At 40.3% G+C, this 18,740-nt stretch carries 13 protein-coding genes; 1 reads left to right on the top strand and 12 read right to left on the bottom strand.

Going from position 1 to position 18,740, the window contains the following annotated elements; translation table 11 throughout:
- Positions 1-32: 32 nt before the first annotated feature.
- The 9 genes from JL102_RS22500 to JL102_RS22460 form a co-directional block, all read right to left on the bottom strand.
- A complete protein-coding gene (locus JL102_RS22500; RefSeq protein WP_202246728.1) occupies positions 33-1,592 on the bottom strand; it encodes a S8 family serine peptidase in 1,560 nt (519 codons plus the stop codon).
- Positions 1,593-1,595: 3 nt separating this feature from the next.
- Positions 1,596-2,534 (bottom strand): hypothetical protein, encoded by a 939-nt coding sequence (locus JL102_RS22495; protein ID WP_202246727.1) that lies wholly within the window; start codon positions 2,532-2,534, stop codon positions 1,596-1,598.
- 122 nt (positions 2,535-2,656) lie between these two features.
- Positions 2,657-4,183: an IPT/TIG domain-containing protein gene (locus JL102_RS22490; RefSeq protein WP_202246726.1), complete on the bottom strand. Its 1,527-nt coding sequence runs from the start codon at positions 4,181-4,183 to the stop codon at positions 2,657-2,659.
- A 129-nt stretch (positions 4,184-4,312) separates the two neighbouring features.
- Positions 4,313-5,677 (bottom strand): hypothetical protein, encoded by a 1,365-nt coding sequence (locus JL102_RS22485; RefSeq protein WP_202246725.1) that lies wholly within the window; start codon positions 5,675-5,677, stop codon positions 4,313-4,315.
- Between the two features lie 182 nt (positions 5,678-5,859).
- The gene (locus tag JL102_RS22480) at positions 5,860-9,147 is read right to left on the bottom strand and encodes a TonB-dependent receptor (RefSeq protein ID WP_202246724.1); all 3,288 of its coding nucleotides are present in this window, start codon (positions 9,145-9,147) and stop codon (positions 5,860-5,862) included.
- A 79-nt stretch (positions 9,148-9,226) separates the two neighbouring features.
- The gene (locus tag JL102_RS22475; RefSeq protein ID WP_202246723.1) at positions 9,227-10,201 is read right to left on the bottom strand and encodes a FecR family protein; all 975 of its coding nucleotides are present in this window, start codon (positions 10,199-10,201) and stop codon (positions 9,227-9,229) included.
- 176 nt (positions 10,202-10,377) lie between these two features.
- On the bottom strand, positions 10,378-10,953 hold the full coding sequence (locus JL102_RS22470; protein ID WP_202246722.1) for an RNA polymerase sigma-70 factor: 576 nt from the start codon (positions 10,951-10,953) through the stop codon (positions 10,378-10,380).
- A gap of 713 nt (positions 10,954-11,666) precedes the next feature.
- Positions 11,667-13,931: a glycoside hydrolase family 3 N-terminal domain-containing protein gene (locus JL102_RS22465; protein ID WP_202246721.1), complete on the bottom strand. Its 2,265-nt coding sequence runs from the start codon at positions 13,929-13,931 to the stop codon at positions 11,667-11,669.
- A 44-nt stretch (positions 13,932-13,975) separates the two neighbouring features.
- On the bottom strand, positions 13,976-14,245 hold the full coding sequence (locus JL102_RS22460) for a hypothetical protein (protein WP_202246720.1): 270 nt from the start codon (positions 14,243-14,245) through the stop codon (positions 13,976-13,978).
- Between the two features lie 457 nt (positions 14,246-14,702).
- Here JL102_RS22460 and JL102_RS22455 point away from each other — a divergent pair, with 457 nt between their 5' ends.
- Positions 14,703-16,133 carry an RICIN domain-containing protein gene (locus JL102_RS22455; protein WP_202246719.1) on the top strand — a complete coding sequence of 477 codons (1,431 nt, stop codon included), beginning with the start codon at positions 14,703-14,705 and terminating at the stop codon, positions 16,131-16,133.
- A 142-nt stretch (positions 16,134-16,275) separates the two neighbouring features.
- Here the strand turns inward: JL102_RS22455 and JL102_RS22450 are convergent, their stop codons facing one another.
- From JL102_RS22450 to JL102_RS24185, 3 genes are all read right to left on the bottom strand, one after another.
- Complete coding sequence (locus JL102_RS22450; RefSeq protein WP_202246718.1) at positions 16,276-16,794, bottom strand: hypothetical protein; 519 nt, start codon at positions 16,792-16,794, stop codon at positions 16,276-16,278.
- A 155-nt stretch (positions 16,795-16,949) separates the two neighbouring features.
- Positions 16,950-17,849, bottom strand: a complete 900-nt coding sequence (locus JL102_RS22445) for a HEAT repeat domain-containing protein (RefSeq protein ID WP_202246717.1) — start codon at positions 17,847-17,849, stop codon at positions 16,950-16,952.
- A gap of 429 nt (positions 17,850-18,278) precedes the next feature.
- Positions 18,279-18,482, bottom strand: coding sequence for a transposase (locus JL102_RS24185; protein WP_202246716.1), 204 nt, complete (start codon positions 18,480-18,482; stop codon positions 18,279-18,281).
- Between the last annotated feature and the right edge of the window lie 258 nt (positions 18,483-18,740).

Genomic DNA, 18,740 nt, shown 5'->3' with positions numbered 1-18,740 from the left:
ATGGGACACATGGGTTTTCATTCATATGCCCATCAATCTATAACTACTACCCTGCTCAATTTCCTTTCATTTTCTTGAATAATGAGGTAATAGATACCGGGAGAGAAAGTTGATAAATCCAATGAAAGGCTAATTTCATTTTTTTGGTTGAATTTCAAGTTGGCCTTATGATGCAGCTTCCCTTTTGCATCTACAATGCTCAGTTGCAAATCTTGCTGTTCTCTGCTTTTGTAATTTACATGAATAATACCTTTACTCGGGTTAGGAAAAATGTTTAAAACGCCCTCCATTGTCCATGAACGAAGATTTTGCAACAGAACAAGGCTATTGTAGGCATTCACCCGGCCCCAGCCGTAGTATCTATCCCAGCCTGGTTTATCTTCTGACAAATCCCCAACTTGATCTTCGCTACCTTGTATAATGATTGCTTTAATTTCCTTGTCATTCAAATTCGGCCGTCCTCCTTTTATTAAAGCTGCAATTCCTGACACTAAGGGGGCAGACATAGAGGTACCTGACCAAAGTTTTTCCTGTCCGTAGCTATACATATTATTACCCGGCGCCATTACATCGATGTGCTGTCCAAAATTACTTCCTTTTGTACCTGCGTCCTTCCTGTGGTCCTGCTCATCAGTGGCACCTACAGCAAGTGTGGTAGGATAAGCGGCGGGATAACAAGGTGTCTCATTGTTATCATTACCCATACTGGCCACCACCATTACGCCTCGTGAGCTGGCATATTTGATCGCCTCCTCTAACAGCCCCGAAGGTTGACGACCGATCATGGAAAAATTAATGATATCAGCACCATGATCCACGGCGTAGTAAATGGCTTCTATCCACTGACTGTAATAGCCTTCAAGGTTTGAATCCAGCGTTTTGCAAATCATCAACTTACAGTGCCAATCTACCCCCGCCATGCCGTAGCGGTTGTTCCCGGTAGCGGCTAATAAACCGGCCACCGCCGTGCCATGACCCTGATCATCCCAGGGCAAGTTATTGGAGCTGACAAAGTTCCAACCACGATCATCGTCAATGTATCCATTATTATCATCATCAATTCCATTGCCCGGTATTTCGTTTTTATTTTCCCAGAGTCGACCATGAAAGTCAGGATTATCCGGGTCTATGCCACTATCTAAAATGGCCACTGTTATATTTTCCTTGCCTGTAGTGATTTTCCAGGCTGGACTTATATTGATGTCTGCCCCCGCTCTGGCAGAGGCAGAACTACTACCATCATTATTTAAGTACCATTGTTTTGAAAAAACCTGATCATCAGGCGTTTGATATGGATGCCCTGCGGCCTCACCCTTGTAATCTGGCTCCACCTGAGTGAATGCCGCACATGTTTTGTAGGCTTTTAGAATGGAATCTAAGGAGAGCTGATTTGAAAAAGTATATAGCAAAACACTATCTTCATGGTGCGATATAATTTGAGTTCTAGAGGGAAATGGCAAGGCTAAAACTTTCATTCGAGCGGTAGATACAGTATTTTGCTTTGTCTCAAGCATAATACGGTGCTGAGCGCTAAGCTTGGGAAAGGAAAACAAAACTATTACCAACAGAAAAAAGGCCATTGTTTTTCTCATGGCTTATAAGTTTTGCATCACATGAATAACCTCTAAGGCCTGCCCCTGCGCTATGCCTTTAATAACCTCCTCGCCTGGTGTGCCCAATACGTGACCTTTATAAATACTGCCATTATCTAACTGGTTCAGCCAATATAAATCCCCGGTTTGCTGATCTATGGCCAGGTCATAGGCATTGTTCACCCCGTCAGCAGCATCATAAAGTATTTCTAAAGGCCTTTTTCCATCAATGGATCCTTTCAATATTCTGTCTCCATAGAAAGCACCTGGAAGGGCATTATCTACTATAAACAGCTCACCAGTGGCTTCATAAATAGCTACCGCATAAGGGTTAAGAAAGCCACTACCTCCGGCGTACAGTAGTTCAGGCGCAGCAGTACCGCCCACTTTAAGCCTCCACAATTCGTTATCCTGATATTCTATCCAATAAATGTACTCTTCTGATACTTCCATAAAAATGCCCCAGGCACCATGGAGCCCCTGAGCTGATGACATCAGCGTATCTACAGGGCCACTGCCATCTTCGGGTGCAGTTAAAATAAGGTTATCATAAGGCCTCGTCCAATATAATCGATGAGTATAGGCTTGCCTTACAATATCCAACGGACCAGTGCCAGGGCGAGGTGCTGTGTATAAAATTTCAGGATTAGTTCCTCCGTCTATATGCGCCCTTAAAACTTGTCGCGCATCATAATCAGTCCAATAGAGCCATTGGTTGGTGGGGTCTACTGTTAAACCTGAGGGGGAAATGAGGCCTTTATTGCTATTGTACAAAACCTTGGATTCTAATAATTGATCATTAAGAAAAGTGGCTCTGCTAATCTGCTGATTTCTGATGCTGGTCCAATACAGGTAGGTATAGTTGTGCATTGGCTGAGGCGAATCATCAGAACAGCTAATAAACAAGCCTAGAAGTAAAAGTGAGCAAATAATGCTTTTCATGATCATTCTACACTAAACATAGGTATTCTATTTAAAATAGGTTAAGGCCGTACGGAAGATCACCTCCCGACACGGCCTTAGGAACCAGAGAAAATTCAAAACGAATTTTTGATTTTTATGAATTAATCTTTTGTATCCACTTCACCTATTTCTATATCGAAAAATCCAGGATTAACAAACCCATCAAATAATTTTTCGACTTTGCTTCCATCCAGATTTGAACGCATAACCTCAGCACTTCCTTCATTATTTAGAGAGGTATTCATCCAAAATATATATCCATTTTCTAAGTCAATTTCTAAATCAATAGCTCTATTTACGTTATCACCTTGTGCTACAATTACACTTAGTTCCCCTTCTCCATTTAACGTTCCCCTATAAATATTACTGGAAGGGGTGGCTCCAGAACCATAATCAGCAATGTACATGGCGTTATTATCAGGATCGAAGGCAATTCCTTTTGGAGCCTGTAGGCCATTGGCTTGATCATAAAGCACTTTCGGAGTGTCTTTTCCGTCTAAGCTCCCCTGTACTACGGCCATTTTAAGCCCATCTGTCCAATAAAGCTTACTATCATTAATAAATAACTTTACGGCATCTGGTCCGTAAGTGGCTCCATCATTAAAGGAATACACCACTTCACCTTCTCCTGAACCATCCATTTGTTTTTTATAAATAAAATCCTTTGAAAAATCATTAGTACTAGCTGAAGCATACACAGATCTGGTGTTTAAATCTAAAGCCAAGTCATAGGGAAACGGAAGTTCTGAACTGCTCATCACCTCCTCTATATCACCTCCTCCATTAATATCAGCCCGAAATAGACCACCTGCATTACTCACCCAGTAGATATAACCTCCTGCAGGGTCTACCGATACAGATGCAGCACCGCTTACTTGTTCATAGTTTTTTACCAAATACAGGGCTGTAATATTTGCCGCACCACTTGTAACCTCTCCTTTGTATATGCCTGCATCTGTACCTGAGGAACACCAGTACACTGTCTTTACTGCAACTGGTGTAGCATTTACAGTAAAATTCAATGGAGACTCGCTACCTACACCATCTCTTGTAACAGTGACTTTCACCTCTCCTGTCGCAATACCTAACGGAACTTTAGCTACTATAGATGTGCCTGTCATAGAGACAATTTCAGCTTCTGTACTACCAAACATTACTTTTACACTATTAACATCTTCTCCAAAGCTAGCACCTGAAATAGTAACCTCTATTCCTGCAAAGCCATTGGTAGGATTAAGGCTGCTCAAAATGGGGGAGCCTAAGCTGGTATCCAAAGTAAAGCTCATGGTTGAAGTAACAGTTTCACCACCTGTAATTACCTGGATAGGCCCGTTGCCTGCTCCTTCAGGAACATCAACGGTTAAAGTATTATTTGTGGCCGATTTCACTACTGCATTAATGAATCCTGCTGAACCAGTAAATTTGACCTGATTCTGTGTGAAATCGTTATTAAATCCTGTGCCAGATATTACCACTTCTTCACCTATTCTGGCGCTGGTTGGTGCTATTCCCGTAATGGTTAGCTCCACAATAGGGGTGCCTTCATCATCATCTTTACACCCGGTTATTCCTGCGCCTAACAGCATTAGCAGACATAATACTTTTAAAAGATTGTTAGTTAGTTTCATTTTGTATATGCTTGATATTTAAACAATTATGTACATTTTCTTCATATAGTAAATCACTTTTATAATAAGCCTCTCATGCAGAAGCACGAGAGACTTATCCATTAAATTAGTATGGAAAAAGGAGTAGAATTAAAATTTCTCCCAGCCAGAGTTCCAACCGGCAGTACTAGTAGCACCAATTGCTCCCTGAAAACCTCCATTGATTCCAGCTTTTTGACTATTAGGCTGAAAATCCAGCACAGAAGAAGGATTCCAGGCTTTAGTCTTCAGGCCGGATAAGACTACCAACGAGCCACGTCCTGTACCTGAAGATATTGCAGATAAACAGGATACTGTACTGCCCAAGTTGGCAACATTACTACACTGTGCAGAAAAAGAGTTATAAGAAGGAGATACTAATGTTACTCCTTCCACATTCACTGTATTTCCAAATGCTGAAGGAGTTTCTAACTCAAGCTGATAGTTTGGATAACCTACTAAAATAGAATTATAGATATCTAATTCACTACCATCTCTGATAATAGCTGCAGAATTATAAGCTGCCAGTGCCGCTGTACTTAAAGAAGTGGTATTAGGCCCTATGGGTCCTATTACAGTAAAGTTATAGAACTTAGCATTAGTATATGCACAACCAGTGGCATCATCATTATCTCCATTAGACTCAAAGCTACCTGTAGGATAAGATGAGAAAATGTCTTTATCTCTTATAGCTATACCATATTGGATAGTACCGCTGTATCCCTGATCAGTATCAAAATCATCATCTACGTTATAAGCTGCTATCAGGTGATCTGCATTTACAGTACCACCAAAGAATTCGAATCCGTCATCTTTTCCTTTGTATACTTCTACGTGGCTCAATGTAGTACCTGAACCTACACCACCTAAAGTAAGACCGTTAGTTTCATCTCCATCTACCAATACATTACCAGCATATTCTATTCTTACATATCTTAATATACCAGAATCATCAGCAGAATTATTACCTCCGTAACCTCTGTCTATTCCATTTCCTGTAGGAATACCTTCGATTATAGTTGTACCATCATAACAAACAGGGGCTTTACCTAATACAATAATTCCGCCCCAGTCACCGGCAGCAGGATTAGCTTTATTAGAAGTGAAAACCACTGGATTATTAGCAGATCCTTCTGCATAGATTTTACCTCCACGCTCTACTATAAGCGTACCTGGAGCTGTGCCTGTAGCAGGGTTACCTGATAATGTGCCAGAAAGACCTTTTATAACTGTACCAGCAGGTATGCTTAAGGTTACACCACTAGGCACTCTTACAAATCCATCAAGTATATAAGTATTGCTACTGCTAAGGGTTTGAGTAGTAAGCGAACCGCTCAAGGTAATAATAGCCTGCTCTGCCGTACCTTCACCTTTTAATTGATTGTCTGACAGTTCATCCTGACAAGAAGTAGCGAATAAAGAAGAAATTAATGCTATTATAACTAATGAAAGAGATTGAAAATTATAATTTTTCATTGAATTATTGTTTAAAATATATTAAACTTGTGTTAACGTTAAATGAGATTGTCCATGGCTTTCCAGTTGTTGGACATAATCAACTGGTCTCGCCAATGCCCTGGGCAGCAGCGGGACTTTTTGGTTTATAAGGGTTTAGGTCATTAATAGATTGTGTTTCTAGATTTAACATAGATTTAATGCTATAATTCTATCGTAAAGCCTAGTGAATAATAGCGGCCCATTTTGAATTCACGAGTTATATAGTCGATACCATAGCGGGTATCACCTCCCTGATAATAAGACACCGTCTGTATCTTATCCGGATCGAATTTTCCATCCATATTCTGATCTCTGTACTGAAGTATCTTGGCATCCAGCAAGTTTTGCACGCCGGCTTTCAGTGTTAGGAATGATGCCAGCTTTTGCTGAAATACGAGATCTAATGTGGTTCTGCCTTGTTCATAGATAGGTGATCGGCGAGCGGCAGGTGCCACAATCATTCTGTCACCTATACTATTGACTAGCACACTAAAAGTGGTACCCCATTCAGGCTGCTCAAAGTATAGGTTGGCATTGAGCATATAAGGAGCACCTCCTACGAAGGTTCGTTTTTTGCCATCACCAGGCACTTCATCAAGAGTAAGGTCAGGTTTTATTTCATTCTTGATAAGGGCATAGTTAGCTATCACAGAAAAGTACTTCATGGGGTGCCACGGAATAAATCTCAGGCTTTTTCTTACCTCCAGTTCTATACCTTTCACAGTGGCTTCTGGTGTATTCACATAAGTGGCATAGATATAGCCAGATTCATTGTTGGTTGGCCTGTTGGCTGTTTCTACGATATCATTCATATCCTTATAGAAAGCACCTACGGCCAGAAACTCTCCCTCTGTAGGATAGTACTCCCATCGCAAGTCGTAGTTATGGATGGTAGCATCCTTGAGACTGGCATCTCCAAGAAGAATGGTATTGGTACCAAAATCATAGTACTGAAAAGGCGCCGTTTCGCGATAGGCCGGTCGATCTATGGTTTTTCCATAAGAAGCCGTTAGGCGCATGTTGTCAAGAATGTTCCAGTTAAGACTAGCTGAAGGCAGTAAATATTCCTGCTTTGGACCTTCTGATAGTGTATCTCCCCTGGCATTACCGGTCTCTCTATCATATCCATTACTGGTAATCAACTCTCTGCCAAGCTCATCATAGAGATGTCGTTCATAGGCCTCATACCTCAGCCCTGCATTGAGCTGGAACTTCTTATTTATAAAAGGAATTTCTGTACCAAGATAAGCCGCCGTGTAGTTATTGTCGACAGAGAATTTACCTTCGCTGTAATCCCTATATATATACAATCCCTCTCCGGTCTCTGGGTTTATATACAAACTATCGGCCATCGCTTCGCTCAGATGAAACCAAATAAGATCATCAGGAGATTGTAAATCGTATTCACCCGGCGTAGATGTTTTCTTATCTAATAAATAGTACCAGCTTTCAAAATCACGTTGCTGCTGCTGACGCATGACTCCCGACTTTACCAGGTATTGGTCTTTTATTTTTGTGCGATAGTCTAGCCCGTAAGTGGTACCATCTTCATCAGTAAACATAGATCCGCGTCTCAATACCCGATCCGTAGATCCCCTTACCTCCATACTATGTGTCGTATTAAACTGAAAGCTTTGAATATCTGGCGCCTGTCGTGACGCATAGTTTTTGCCTGCTCTCCATGAGAACTGATGCTGACCTAAGGTATGCTCACCACTCAGCTGCGCTGTCCACAAATCCTGCACACTGTATTCGTAATTGACCAGTTTTACGTCATTGTAATTGGTACTAGTGACAAATCTTTTTTGATCTCTCAAATTGGTTTCATCATCCACTGATCTGTTATAAAATCCGGTAAATGCCACACTATGATTTTTATTTATATTCAACCCTATGCTTTCTAAGGCACTGAGCCGAACACTTTTATTATAAAGGCTATCTGTACCTTCCCAATCCAGATTATTGATCTCAGCCTCCTCGTAAGATATGGCAGGTACACTATTGCCATTAGTTTTACCTGTAATAAACTGACTCTGGCTGGTATACCCCACTGAGGTGAGGTTATTCAACCTTACCTCGCCTATTTTCCAGGAATCATAATAGTTGATTCTTAGCCGTTTATCAAAGTCATATTTATCTCTTTCAAGATTATAAGGCTTGGGATACTCGTCTATTACAGCACGCTGTGCATAGGGGTTGCCCTGTATTCCTTCCCATCGGTAGTTGGGATCGTAAAATTTATCCGGGTACTTTCTGTCTTCCAGTCCGCCCCCGAGCCAGTCTTGTCCGGTGGCTCCACTATTAGAATAAGCATCTTCAAAAGATGATCCTTCACGGTACTGTCCGGAGAAACTCACTTGAATACGTCTGGCCGCTGAGGGTTGCTTGGTAGACACTTTAATCACTCCACCAGAGAAACCTCCTCTTAGCTCTGGTGCGGGACTTTTATATACCATGATATTATCAATGAGACCACTGGGAAGTACATTGAAAGAAAAGGCCCTTTGATCTTCTTCTGTGCTAGGTGCCATCATGCCGTTGATGTAGGTCATGGTGTAGCGCTGCGAAAGGCCACGCACCAGGACAAAGTTGTTCATCAAATTTACTCCCGGCACCCGCTGCATTACATCGGCCGCATCTCTGTCTAGCGACTGGGATATCTGTTGACTGGAAATACCTGTAACTATACCTGTTTCAGCCTTTATATTAGAGACTAGAGATATTTCAGTGGAGTTTTTAATGGGAGCATATTGTACAGGAATATCAGCTGTTACCACCACTTCACTAAGCTCCTGAGTATTAGGAGAGAGTTCCACTAAGATTTCGACATTATTATCAGCCAGCACCTTAATTCCTTCTAGCTTTCTGGTATTATAGCCTACATAAGATATGATCAGCGCATACTCACCAGCAGGAACATTTTTAATATAGAAATTGCCATTGATATCAGAAACCGCCCCATAGTTCTTACCTTCAATCACTACGGAAGCCCCAATGAGGTCAGTTCCCGATTCCTGATCTTTCACATGCCCTGAAATGCCTCCATTGCTCACAGTGTGTTCAACAACTGCCACCTTTGGCGGCCATAGGTCCTTCTGTCTCTTAATAGAAATAGTGTTATTAATTCTCCTGAAGGTGATACCCTCTTCTTTAGCCAATTCCTCAAGCACCTGTTTCAAAGACACTTTGTCCTCGTAAAATGAGTACTTTTTGCTGCTATTCAAATCACCATCATGAAAAGCAAAATGAAAAGGAGTTAATTCCTGCACCTTACCGATCACTTCTTTTAAGGAAGCATCGGTGACTTGCAGCTCCAAAAAGGTCTCATCCAGCCGCTGTCCGGCAGAGGAGTGAGCCAAGGCTACTTGCAGTGTAACGAGATAGATAAAAAACAGACGTACTGCCATAATAATCACTATTCTGAATAGTGAAGTCAGGTTTAAATTCATATTTTTGTTAAGCGTTTTTAAATAGTATTTTACTGTTTAAGAATATAGCCAGAGCCTGTTCCCAGCAGGTTCTGGCTTCTTATTTTTTACATGGATTTCCTTGAAGGATCACCTTATTATTAGCCATAATTTCATATTCTAATCCATAAATAAATTTCAAACTTTCCAGCACGTGGTGTAGTGATTCATTTTCATAAGTTGCACTGATTAGACACTCCTCAGCCCACACCTCTTTCACCTCCATATGTACATTATACCATCGCGATAATTTATTGACCACCTCCCGAAGCTTGGCACTTTTGAAAACAAGCACACCATTCCGCCAATTAAGCATTTGCAAGTCAGCCTCTTCTATTTCAAACTCACCAGTTTTACGGTCTAATACCGCCATATCTCCCGGCGCTAGTTTTACGGAACCTTTTTCTGAAAAAACATCTACCCTACCCGTTACCAGGGTGACTGAAGCAGGGTTTTCTGAATAAGTACTGATATTAAATGAAGTGCCCAGAACCTTTGTAGTAAGTTGAGGTGCTTTTACTATAAATGGCTTATGAGCATCTTTGGCTACATTGAAAAAGGCTTCACCCTCTATTTTTACTATCCGTTCCTGGCCTATAAACATTTCCGGATATTGCAGCTTACTACCAGAGTTAAGTGTTACCGTAGTACCATCGCTCAAAAAGACAGTAGCCTTATGGCCTGGCTCCGTCACTTTAGTTATATAGACTTCTTGACTCTCCTTTCTATTTATCACATAGTAAATGCCTGACAAAACTGAGAAGAAGAAAAGCAAAGAGGCAGCTACTCTTAATATATAGAAACTTCTTTTTCGCTTATTTTTTTTGTGGATACCTGTGGCCCGCCATACCTGCGATTTTATAGCCGCCTTTAATTCTACCTTTTCTTCTACTGACCAAGTTTTAAGCCTTGAAGTCTTTGACTGATTCTTAGCATAAAAAGCTTCAACTTGCCGCACCTCCTGTTCACTAGCTTCACCAGTAAGATAGCGTGATAGCAATAATTGGAAACGAGCATCTTTCATATCTCTTCGCATTTACTACCATGTCGTATAGAAGAAGGCCACTACCTACTCGCATAATCAATAAAAATCACATTTAATATTGAGGTCATATTTTGATAATATGAGTTACAAAAATCAACCTTAATATGATTTTATCTTTATAATAATATAAGATGAAAAGGCTTAAAATAGGCATAGAGATGCCGACACTAAAAATTGATAATGGCAATAACCGCCACCAAAGCTTCTAACTTTGGGCGTAAAAATTTTAATGCTTTAGATATGTGATTATCTACGGTGCGAACCGAAATATTGAGTTGTTCAGCTATTTCTTTATTACTCAAATTTTCAAAACGGCTCATCTTAAAAACCCGCTGGCACTGGTCTGGGAGTTGACTGATATAATCATTCAAAGCGGTGTCCAGCTCCTGGGCTATAACACTATCGTCAGCAAAATCACTTTCAAAAAAATGGTCTACATAATCAAGGTCAGAAAGTATTATTTTATGTTTCCTAATCTGATCTAAGGCTTTATATTTAATAGACTGATGCAAATAGCCGGCAATACTATCTACCTTCAGATTATAACGCTTTTTCCATAAATCAGTGTACACATCCTGAACAGCATCTTGAGCTAACTCCCTATTATTAAGTAATTTAAAGGCAGAATCAAACATAGACTCCCAGTATTTATCAAAGAGTTCAGAGAAAGCCTTTTCACTACCCTGCCTGAGCAAGTGAATGAGTATAGTATCATCGTAATTTAACAGCTTAACTTTTGCCACAGTTTTTTAAATAGATATGACCAAAAGTAAATTTCTATCCCTTCAAGACATATTTTATAGGATTATTATATTATTAAATATTTTCTAATTATTGACAGATCGAAAATTCACTATTTGACTTTTCCGGTTAATTCTTATTGTTTTCTAAATAAAAAACTGTTAAAAGCAGACAAACATTAAAGTCATTTATCTCGGTAGGCTTGGAATCTGAATTTACGTAGATATACCGATAGAATCACCTTCCTCTCAATAGTGTATCTATAGCATACTTACCCCATTGGAAGTGACGTTAGTCTTATTTATATGCAGAGAGAAAATCCCGCACTAGTATCCCTAAGGAATTTATTGACTCCTCCTACTCTTAACCTCTCCATATTCAAAAAGCTAAGTCCCTCATTTATAGGGGACAGCATATCGGTACTAAAAGGACTTTGTATTATGATTTTAAGAAAGCTTCTATCCAAAAAAACAGCCAAACCACTCATTACAAACCTAGATATTCTCTATCAAAACAGAGGCTCCATAAGACTGCCCTATTAAAAGCATTCAAAAGTAACCTACCACCTCCACTACAGATTTACTCAAAAGGCATAAATATTCCCTCATACATTTTCCTGAGTCCATCTAACCATTTTAATAAAAGCTCATAGTGCCACCATTAACATTTGGCGAGGCTTTTAAAACTCTTAAATCTTCACATTTGGAAGGATCAATTATTTTACAACAAAGCTCGCTTCTAACCCCTCAGCTGCATTGGGTGCTACCCATAAATTAAATTCACCTGGCTCAACTACCCATTTGCTTTCAGCATTATAGAAGGCTAATTTTGATATTGGCAATTCAAAGGAAATATTTCTGGATTCTCCCGCCTTCAAATGAACTCTTTCAAATCCTACCAACTCGCGTATCGGTCTAACAGTGCTTCCAAACTTATCCTGCACATAATATTGAACTATTTCAGTGGCTTCTGTTTTTCCCGTATTGGTTAAGGTGAAGGTAACCTTAAGTTCATCATCTGTAGAATAGGTATCAGCATCCATGCTAAGATTGGTATATTGAAATTTGGAGTAAGTCAATCCATAGCCAAAAGGATACATAGGCGCATATCCAGCATCAAGATAATGAGAATTATTTCCTAGTGAGCTTTGCCACGCACCTACTGGAATATCATCCATGTGTACGAAGTTATCCTTTGATGCTGGCCTTCCAGTATTTGTATGATTGTAATAAATAGGTGCTTGTCCGGCAGTCTTGGGCCAAGTGACTGGAAGCCGACCAGAGGGTGAGGTTATCCCACTCAACACATCGACCAGTGCCGGGCCGCCCATCGTGCCAGGATGCCAAGCCATTACTAGCGCATCAATGTCATTGATAATATTGCCAACGGTGATCGGCCTTCCGGCCATAACCACGAGGATGATAGGTTTGCCGGTCTTAGCCAGCTCGTGGATCAGCTCTTCCTGTATACCGGGTAGGTTTAAATTGGCACGGCTATGAGCTTCACCCGATAAGATTGCTTCTTCACCACCTACAAATAAGATAGCATCAGAATCTTTAGCCGCTTCAATAGCTGAAGTGAAGCCATCCTTACTTTTATCACGACTGTATTTCAAACCCGGGGTATATTTTATATGATCTTTGTCATAGGTAGATTTCAGTTTCGCCCACACTGTTTGCGTATGTTCTTTTTCTCCATCAAATGTCCATGTACCCAGCTGTTCATGTGGGGCATCGGCTAAAGGTCCAATAACTACCACCTTCTTTTTATTGAAATTCAGTGGTAAAATATTGGTTTGGTTTTTCAGCAAGACAATACTTTCTATGGCCGCCTTCTTTGCGGCTTCCAAATGATCGGGATGATAATTGAGGTCTTTCTCAGTAAAACCCGGATTTTCGAAAAGCCCCATCCTGAACTTGATTCGCAGAATATTTCTAACAAGCTCATCCAGTTGCTGCATGGAGATCTCCCCTGAACTGATCAGTGCCGCTAAATGGTTCTCGTATGCCTGGCTGGTCATTTCCATGTCCAAACCCGCAGAGGCTGCCTTTAAGGCTGCTTCTTTCTCATCCCTGGCATACCCATGCGGGATCATTTCCGTTACCGAATTCCAGTCGCTCACTACAAAGCCTTTAAATCCCCATTGATTTCTAAGCACCTCTTGCAATAAAAATTTATTACCAGTAGCAGGTATGCCGTTGAGATCATTAAAAGAGCTCATAAAGGTTCCCACATCAGCATCGAGTGCCGCTTTAAAAGGTTTTAAGTAAATATTATAAAGCAGATCATCACTAACTATTGCTGTATTATAGTCACGGCCGCCTTCTGCAGCACCATAAGCAGCAAAGTGTTTCGCACATGCTAACATGGAAGTAGGGCTGGCAAGGTCATTACCCTGAAAACCTCTTATATAAGCACGGGATAGCACAGAAGCCAGGTAAGGATCTTCTCCCGGAGATTCAGCGATCCTTCCCCAGCGTGGATCCCTGGCAATGTCTACCATCGGAGCGAAGGTCCACCGAATTCCCTTAGCAGTCGCCTCTTTGGCCGCTATTCTCGAACCTTCTGCTACTAAAACACTATCCCAGGTGGCTGCCTGACCCAGCGGGATCGGAAAGATCGTTTTAAATCCATGTATGATATCCCTGGCAAATATTAAAGGGATTTTATTTGGGCTTTCATTTACGGCAATATCTTGTAATTCTTTTACATGTTCGGTGTTCATTACGTTTAGTAAAGCTCCCACCTGCCCTCTTCTTACGGCATCTTTCAGTTCATCTGATAGACCCTTACTTCGAGATGAGGTACCTCTCAAAGCCGTTTGCCCAATCTTATCTTCCAATGACATCTTTGAGAGTAGTTCATTAACCTTTTTCTCTATAACCGGGTCATTGAGCTGCTGCGCATAGGCTGATTGACTAAAAATAATAATGAAAATGCAACAAAAAGCAGTTAATAGGTTGATTTTTATACGTAACATAAAGTTTATCCAAATACTAAAAAGCTAAATTTAAGGATTTAATTTTAATGAATTATAAATGGTTTTTCCAACTCCTCAAAATCTGTCTTTATAGATTCTTTTTCAGTCTCCATTTCCCATATATCTCGTTGTTTATAATCGTCAATAATTAACAATATAATATTATTGCTTATTTGAATTTTATCAAAGACACCCTTAGCCTCAAAATACAAAGAGAGATACTTTCCAAGATCTTGTTTGTATTCAGAAAGAACTTTGAGCCTACTCTTTATCCTAGGAAGAGGAATGGCAAATTGCAAGAAAGCATACTCCATAATTTTGGTTATTAATACGTGCAAAATGTAGGGCAGCGGCAACGCTTCCGTTTTACACCTAAAAAAACCTCCCTCAGAATAATGCTTATGTTTTTAAAGCATAACCAATTAATCATTATTTCAAATTTTAGAAAATGTTAAAAATCAAAAATTTGATAGCGTGCAAGAATGGCATTTTCTAAGTTTTGCTACAGCATTGTGGATACGTGTCGTTTGAGAGTTTTTAAGTCCGATAGAAAGAGCTATTCAACCCTTGATAAAGAGGTGAGGTAATCTCACCTTCATGCCTAGCATAGAGGAAACGGAGACTTTCCAGGTTCGAACCATGCGCCAGACGGATCAGAAATCATCCACAAATATTAAGTGTAAGAATAACATTTAAGGAATTATTTTATTATCTTGATAGTAGGACAAACTCTCCTGTTCTACTCATATTTTAGACCTAAACCTACTACTTATGAAAACACTAACCTCAATTCGTGTTTTTGGCTTAGCTATTCTATGCTGGCTAATGACCTCACTAACTGCCCAATCACAAAACTATTCCACCTGTGACCAATGGGGCTACTGGCAAACCAACGGATACACCATTTACAACAATATTTGGGGCAGTGGTGCGGGCTCACAATGTATTTGGGCTTACAGCCCTTCTAATTGGGGAGTCACAGCCAATCATCCCAACACCGGGGGCATTAAAGCTTACCCCAATGTAGATTATGATGTGAACTATGCCGTAGGATCAATGCCAGCGATTACTGCATCTTTTAATGTATCAAGGCCAGCCTCCGGCTCTTATAACAGTGCTTTTGATCTCTGGTATAACAATTATGCTTATGAGGTGATGCTCTGGGTAAACTGGAATGGAGCCATGGGCCCTATTTCTTATAACTATGGCTGTAACGGCTACCCCAGTACCGCCTGCCCCGTAGCGACCAACATTAACGTAGGCGGCCATACATGGAATCTCTACAAGGGCACCAACGGTAGCGCCATAGTATTTTCATTCTTAAGAACCAGCAATACTAATTCCGGCACTGTTAATCTCACTCAGGTGTCGCAATGGCTGGCTAATAACGGTTATTTCAGCATTAGCACCAATATCCATGAGATACAGTTTGGTTTTGAAATCACTACAGCTGCCAATACTAATTTTACAGTTAATAGTTATAGCCTCAATATTGAAGGTGGCGGCGGAGGTACCAGCTACATCAAATTACAAAACAGGAATACAGGATTATTTCTTGATGGTTTAGGTGAAACCTCTAACGGGGCCGATAGCTATCAGTGGAGTGGCAGCTCCAGCTATAACCAGGAATGGGAAGTAATCAACAGCGGCAGTTATGTAAAATTAAAAAACCGGGCTTCTGGTCTATATCTGGATGGCATGGAAAGAACCTCTAATGGCTCCAATGCAGGCCAATGGAGCAACAGTTCATCTTATAATCAACAGTGGGCTCAGGAGACATCAGGTGCCTACAGTAAATTTAGAAACAGGGCCACCGGTTTATACCTAGATGGCTTGGGTCTTACGGCTAATGGCTCTGTTGTAGGACAATGGAGCAACAGCACCCACCCTAACCAGCAGTGGCTTGTAAGCAGCACCTCTTCCTCTGCCAGATTAGCCAGCGAGATGGTAGGATCTCGTGTCAATGAAGCGGCACTATTCCCTAACCCAGTGAACGGCGGTCAGGCATTGACCGTGCATTTAGGAGATTTTAAAGATCAGATAGATATAGAAATAATAGATGTACAAGGCAGAGTGGTTTCCAATAAAAGCGCATCCATGGCTAAGGAGGTAATGCTTACCAGTCCTTTAAAAAGCGGACTATACCTCATTTCTATTAGCACAGACCACCATCGATCAGTAAAGAAATTGCTGGTCAATTAAATATAAAAGGAGCCGCAATGAAGGGTCGGCTCCTGCCTTTAAATCAACACCAGGGTGCGTCTCTAGGTATTAAGACACATTATGAGGGATGGTATGGCGCATTGCTTCGCTACGTGCGCTAGGTGGAAGAGATAGTACTACCCTATATATTCTCCCAAGAAGACCTGATTCTTTCTTTTTTTTCATACCATTCAATCCCGTAAATATCAAAATCACCATTCTCATCAGGAGCTATCATGCCTATCTCACTTAGTGCACAGTCTGCGTAACTATCTATTTTTTCCATTAGAAAGGCCTGATTGCCTGACAAAAACTTAAAAAACATACCTGGAAAATTCACATTCCACAAACAATATTCGTCACTATCCCAATCTGATTTATGATAGGTAAGTAATTCTGAAACCTTAATACCAATACTTATATTAGTCCCTTCAATTTTATTTGAATCACCGTTACATATAGAAACTCGGGTTATCCTGCTAGTATAAATATCAAATACTATCCTCATAGAATCTAATGTCAACAAAGCAGTATCTAGATAATCTCCTTTTGTGATATTTATCTTCTTTGAAAAAAAAATAGAAGTTATCTTATCTCTGTAATTATATAAGTAGGCACCAGGCCTTACTCCTTCAATACCGTCTAAAGGTTTAATTGACATCTTTATACTCAGTTAGTTAATCTTTTGTCCATTTTGGAATATGGGAGTTTTTATACACCCCGCTATCCTTAGTCTTACCAAAGTGTGCCTAAGTATTTATTCATGATAATGAATGTCTCTGACACGGCTAATCGGCTTCTTATCTCAAAAGCAATCTAATATCCTTCCTCCAATATACCATAATCAGACTGATGATTGGCATGCCAAGCCCGTAGCTCTTGTAAGGCTTGCTCGTAATTATCTACTGCTAGTTCTCCGTCTTCTGTTGGGAGGGGCTGGGCGGTGAGGTGTGGGGCAAGGTATTCCATTACTCTGTAGCCACAAAGGATGGCGACTTCGTTATCTGGGTCTGGGGAGGTGCAGTTGTTTTCATTGCTGTTGATGATGGTGAAGAGATAATCAAAGGCAGCTTTGTTGCGGGTGTAGACTAGGTCTGGCACTAGTTCATAGACCAGGTTATCATTGACCGGGAGGTTTTCAAGGATGCTGATAATCTTTTGAGCTGAAGCCTCATCTCCCATGCGCGATAAGGCTAGCAAGCCGGACCATTGTAACCTGCGATTAGAGGATGCTGCATAGCTTTTTAAAGTATTCTCGGCTTCCGAAATATTCACATAGCCGATTAACTTAATGAGCTCTGGCTTGTGGTATTTTATAGTACTCAAGACAGACAAAAGCTCTTGCTGATCTTTGGCTGAAAACAAGTCTTTATCAAACTCAGTGAGAAATTCTATGTTATCTCCTGAAAGACCTGAATCTTTATCTTTAACACCTTCGATGAGTGCTCCTATAGCTGCTTTTTTGATCTTTTGATTATCAGTATTAGTGGCTGATCTATAAGCGATATAATAGGCCTTACCTCTCACATCATCTATTGAATCTTTGTAATACGGTGTAAGCTGATTCATTAAAGTCATATCTCCAGAGAAAAACGCTGAAGGTATTTGTGGGTAAGAACCCGTTCTTACGGATTGAAAGTAAGTGTCTATATTCTGGCTTCTTGCTGTGAAGATGCTGAGACAGGCTATGAATAATGTGAGTAGTGTTATTTTCATTTATTGATTAGAGTGATAACTTTTTGTGTAACCTAGTTAGGTAGCACGCGTATTGCTGTCGCTACGCGCACTAGATGGCTTTCTGAATTTGTATTTCTCAGACATGTCTTAATCTTCAGTAGATAAATATAATAACTCTTTCTGGCGCGCGTAGCGAAGCAATACGCGTGACTACCGCACTAATTCAACATCTATCAATCCCTTTCTTCCAGCATAATCCCGTGCGGAACTGTACCAATAATTTTCTACCTCATCTACTATCTCTGACTCTACTGGATTATTATGAATATAATCAACACGTTGTTCTACCAGTTCCGTGCTATACAATTCTACAAGATGGTTTCCATCTTTCCATAATTTATTATCTGTAATTCTTTTTAATGATCTTCCTGCTTTTCAGATGCTCTTAGTAGCCATTCACTTCTGCTTTCATTGGATCAATTTAATTTCTTCTATAAGCTTTTTGTTGCAATGCTTTTTAAAATCTCTCATAATAGCACTTAAAGATTCCCCATTTCTACTACTGATTACCATGTGAAGGTGACTTGGCATAAGGCACCAGGCATGAATAATTAATCCTCGTTTTTGCTGATAATACTTTAGGAAAGTAATTAAAACATGTCTTATATGCATTTCTGGTGAATAGATCTATCCAGAAAACAACGGTGCTGGTCACAAAATATAATCCTTCTGGGTTTCTGAATTTGTATTTCTCAGCATGTCTTAATCTTCAGTAGATAAATATAATAATTTTAATTAGCAGTAAGGGAAAGTGGTTATTGAACAGGTTGAGTGAGCACGCGTATTGCTTCGCTACGCGCGCTAGATGATTCTATTGCCATTTTCACGGCCATTTGAACTACCCGATCTCTAATCGTGGGGATACCTAAT

This window comes from Fulvivirga sediminis (genome assembly GCF_016757215.1).
Lineage (GTDB): Bacteria > Bacteroidota > Bacteroidia > Cytophagales > Cyclobacteriaceae > Fulvivirga > Fulvivirga sediminis.
This window is presented reverse-complemented; position numbering and strand designations above follow the sequence as displayed.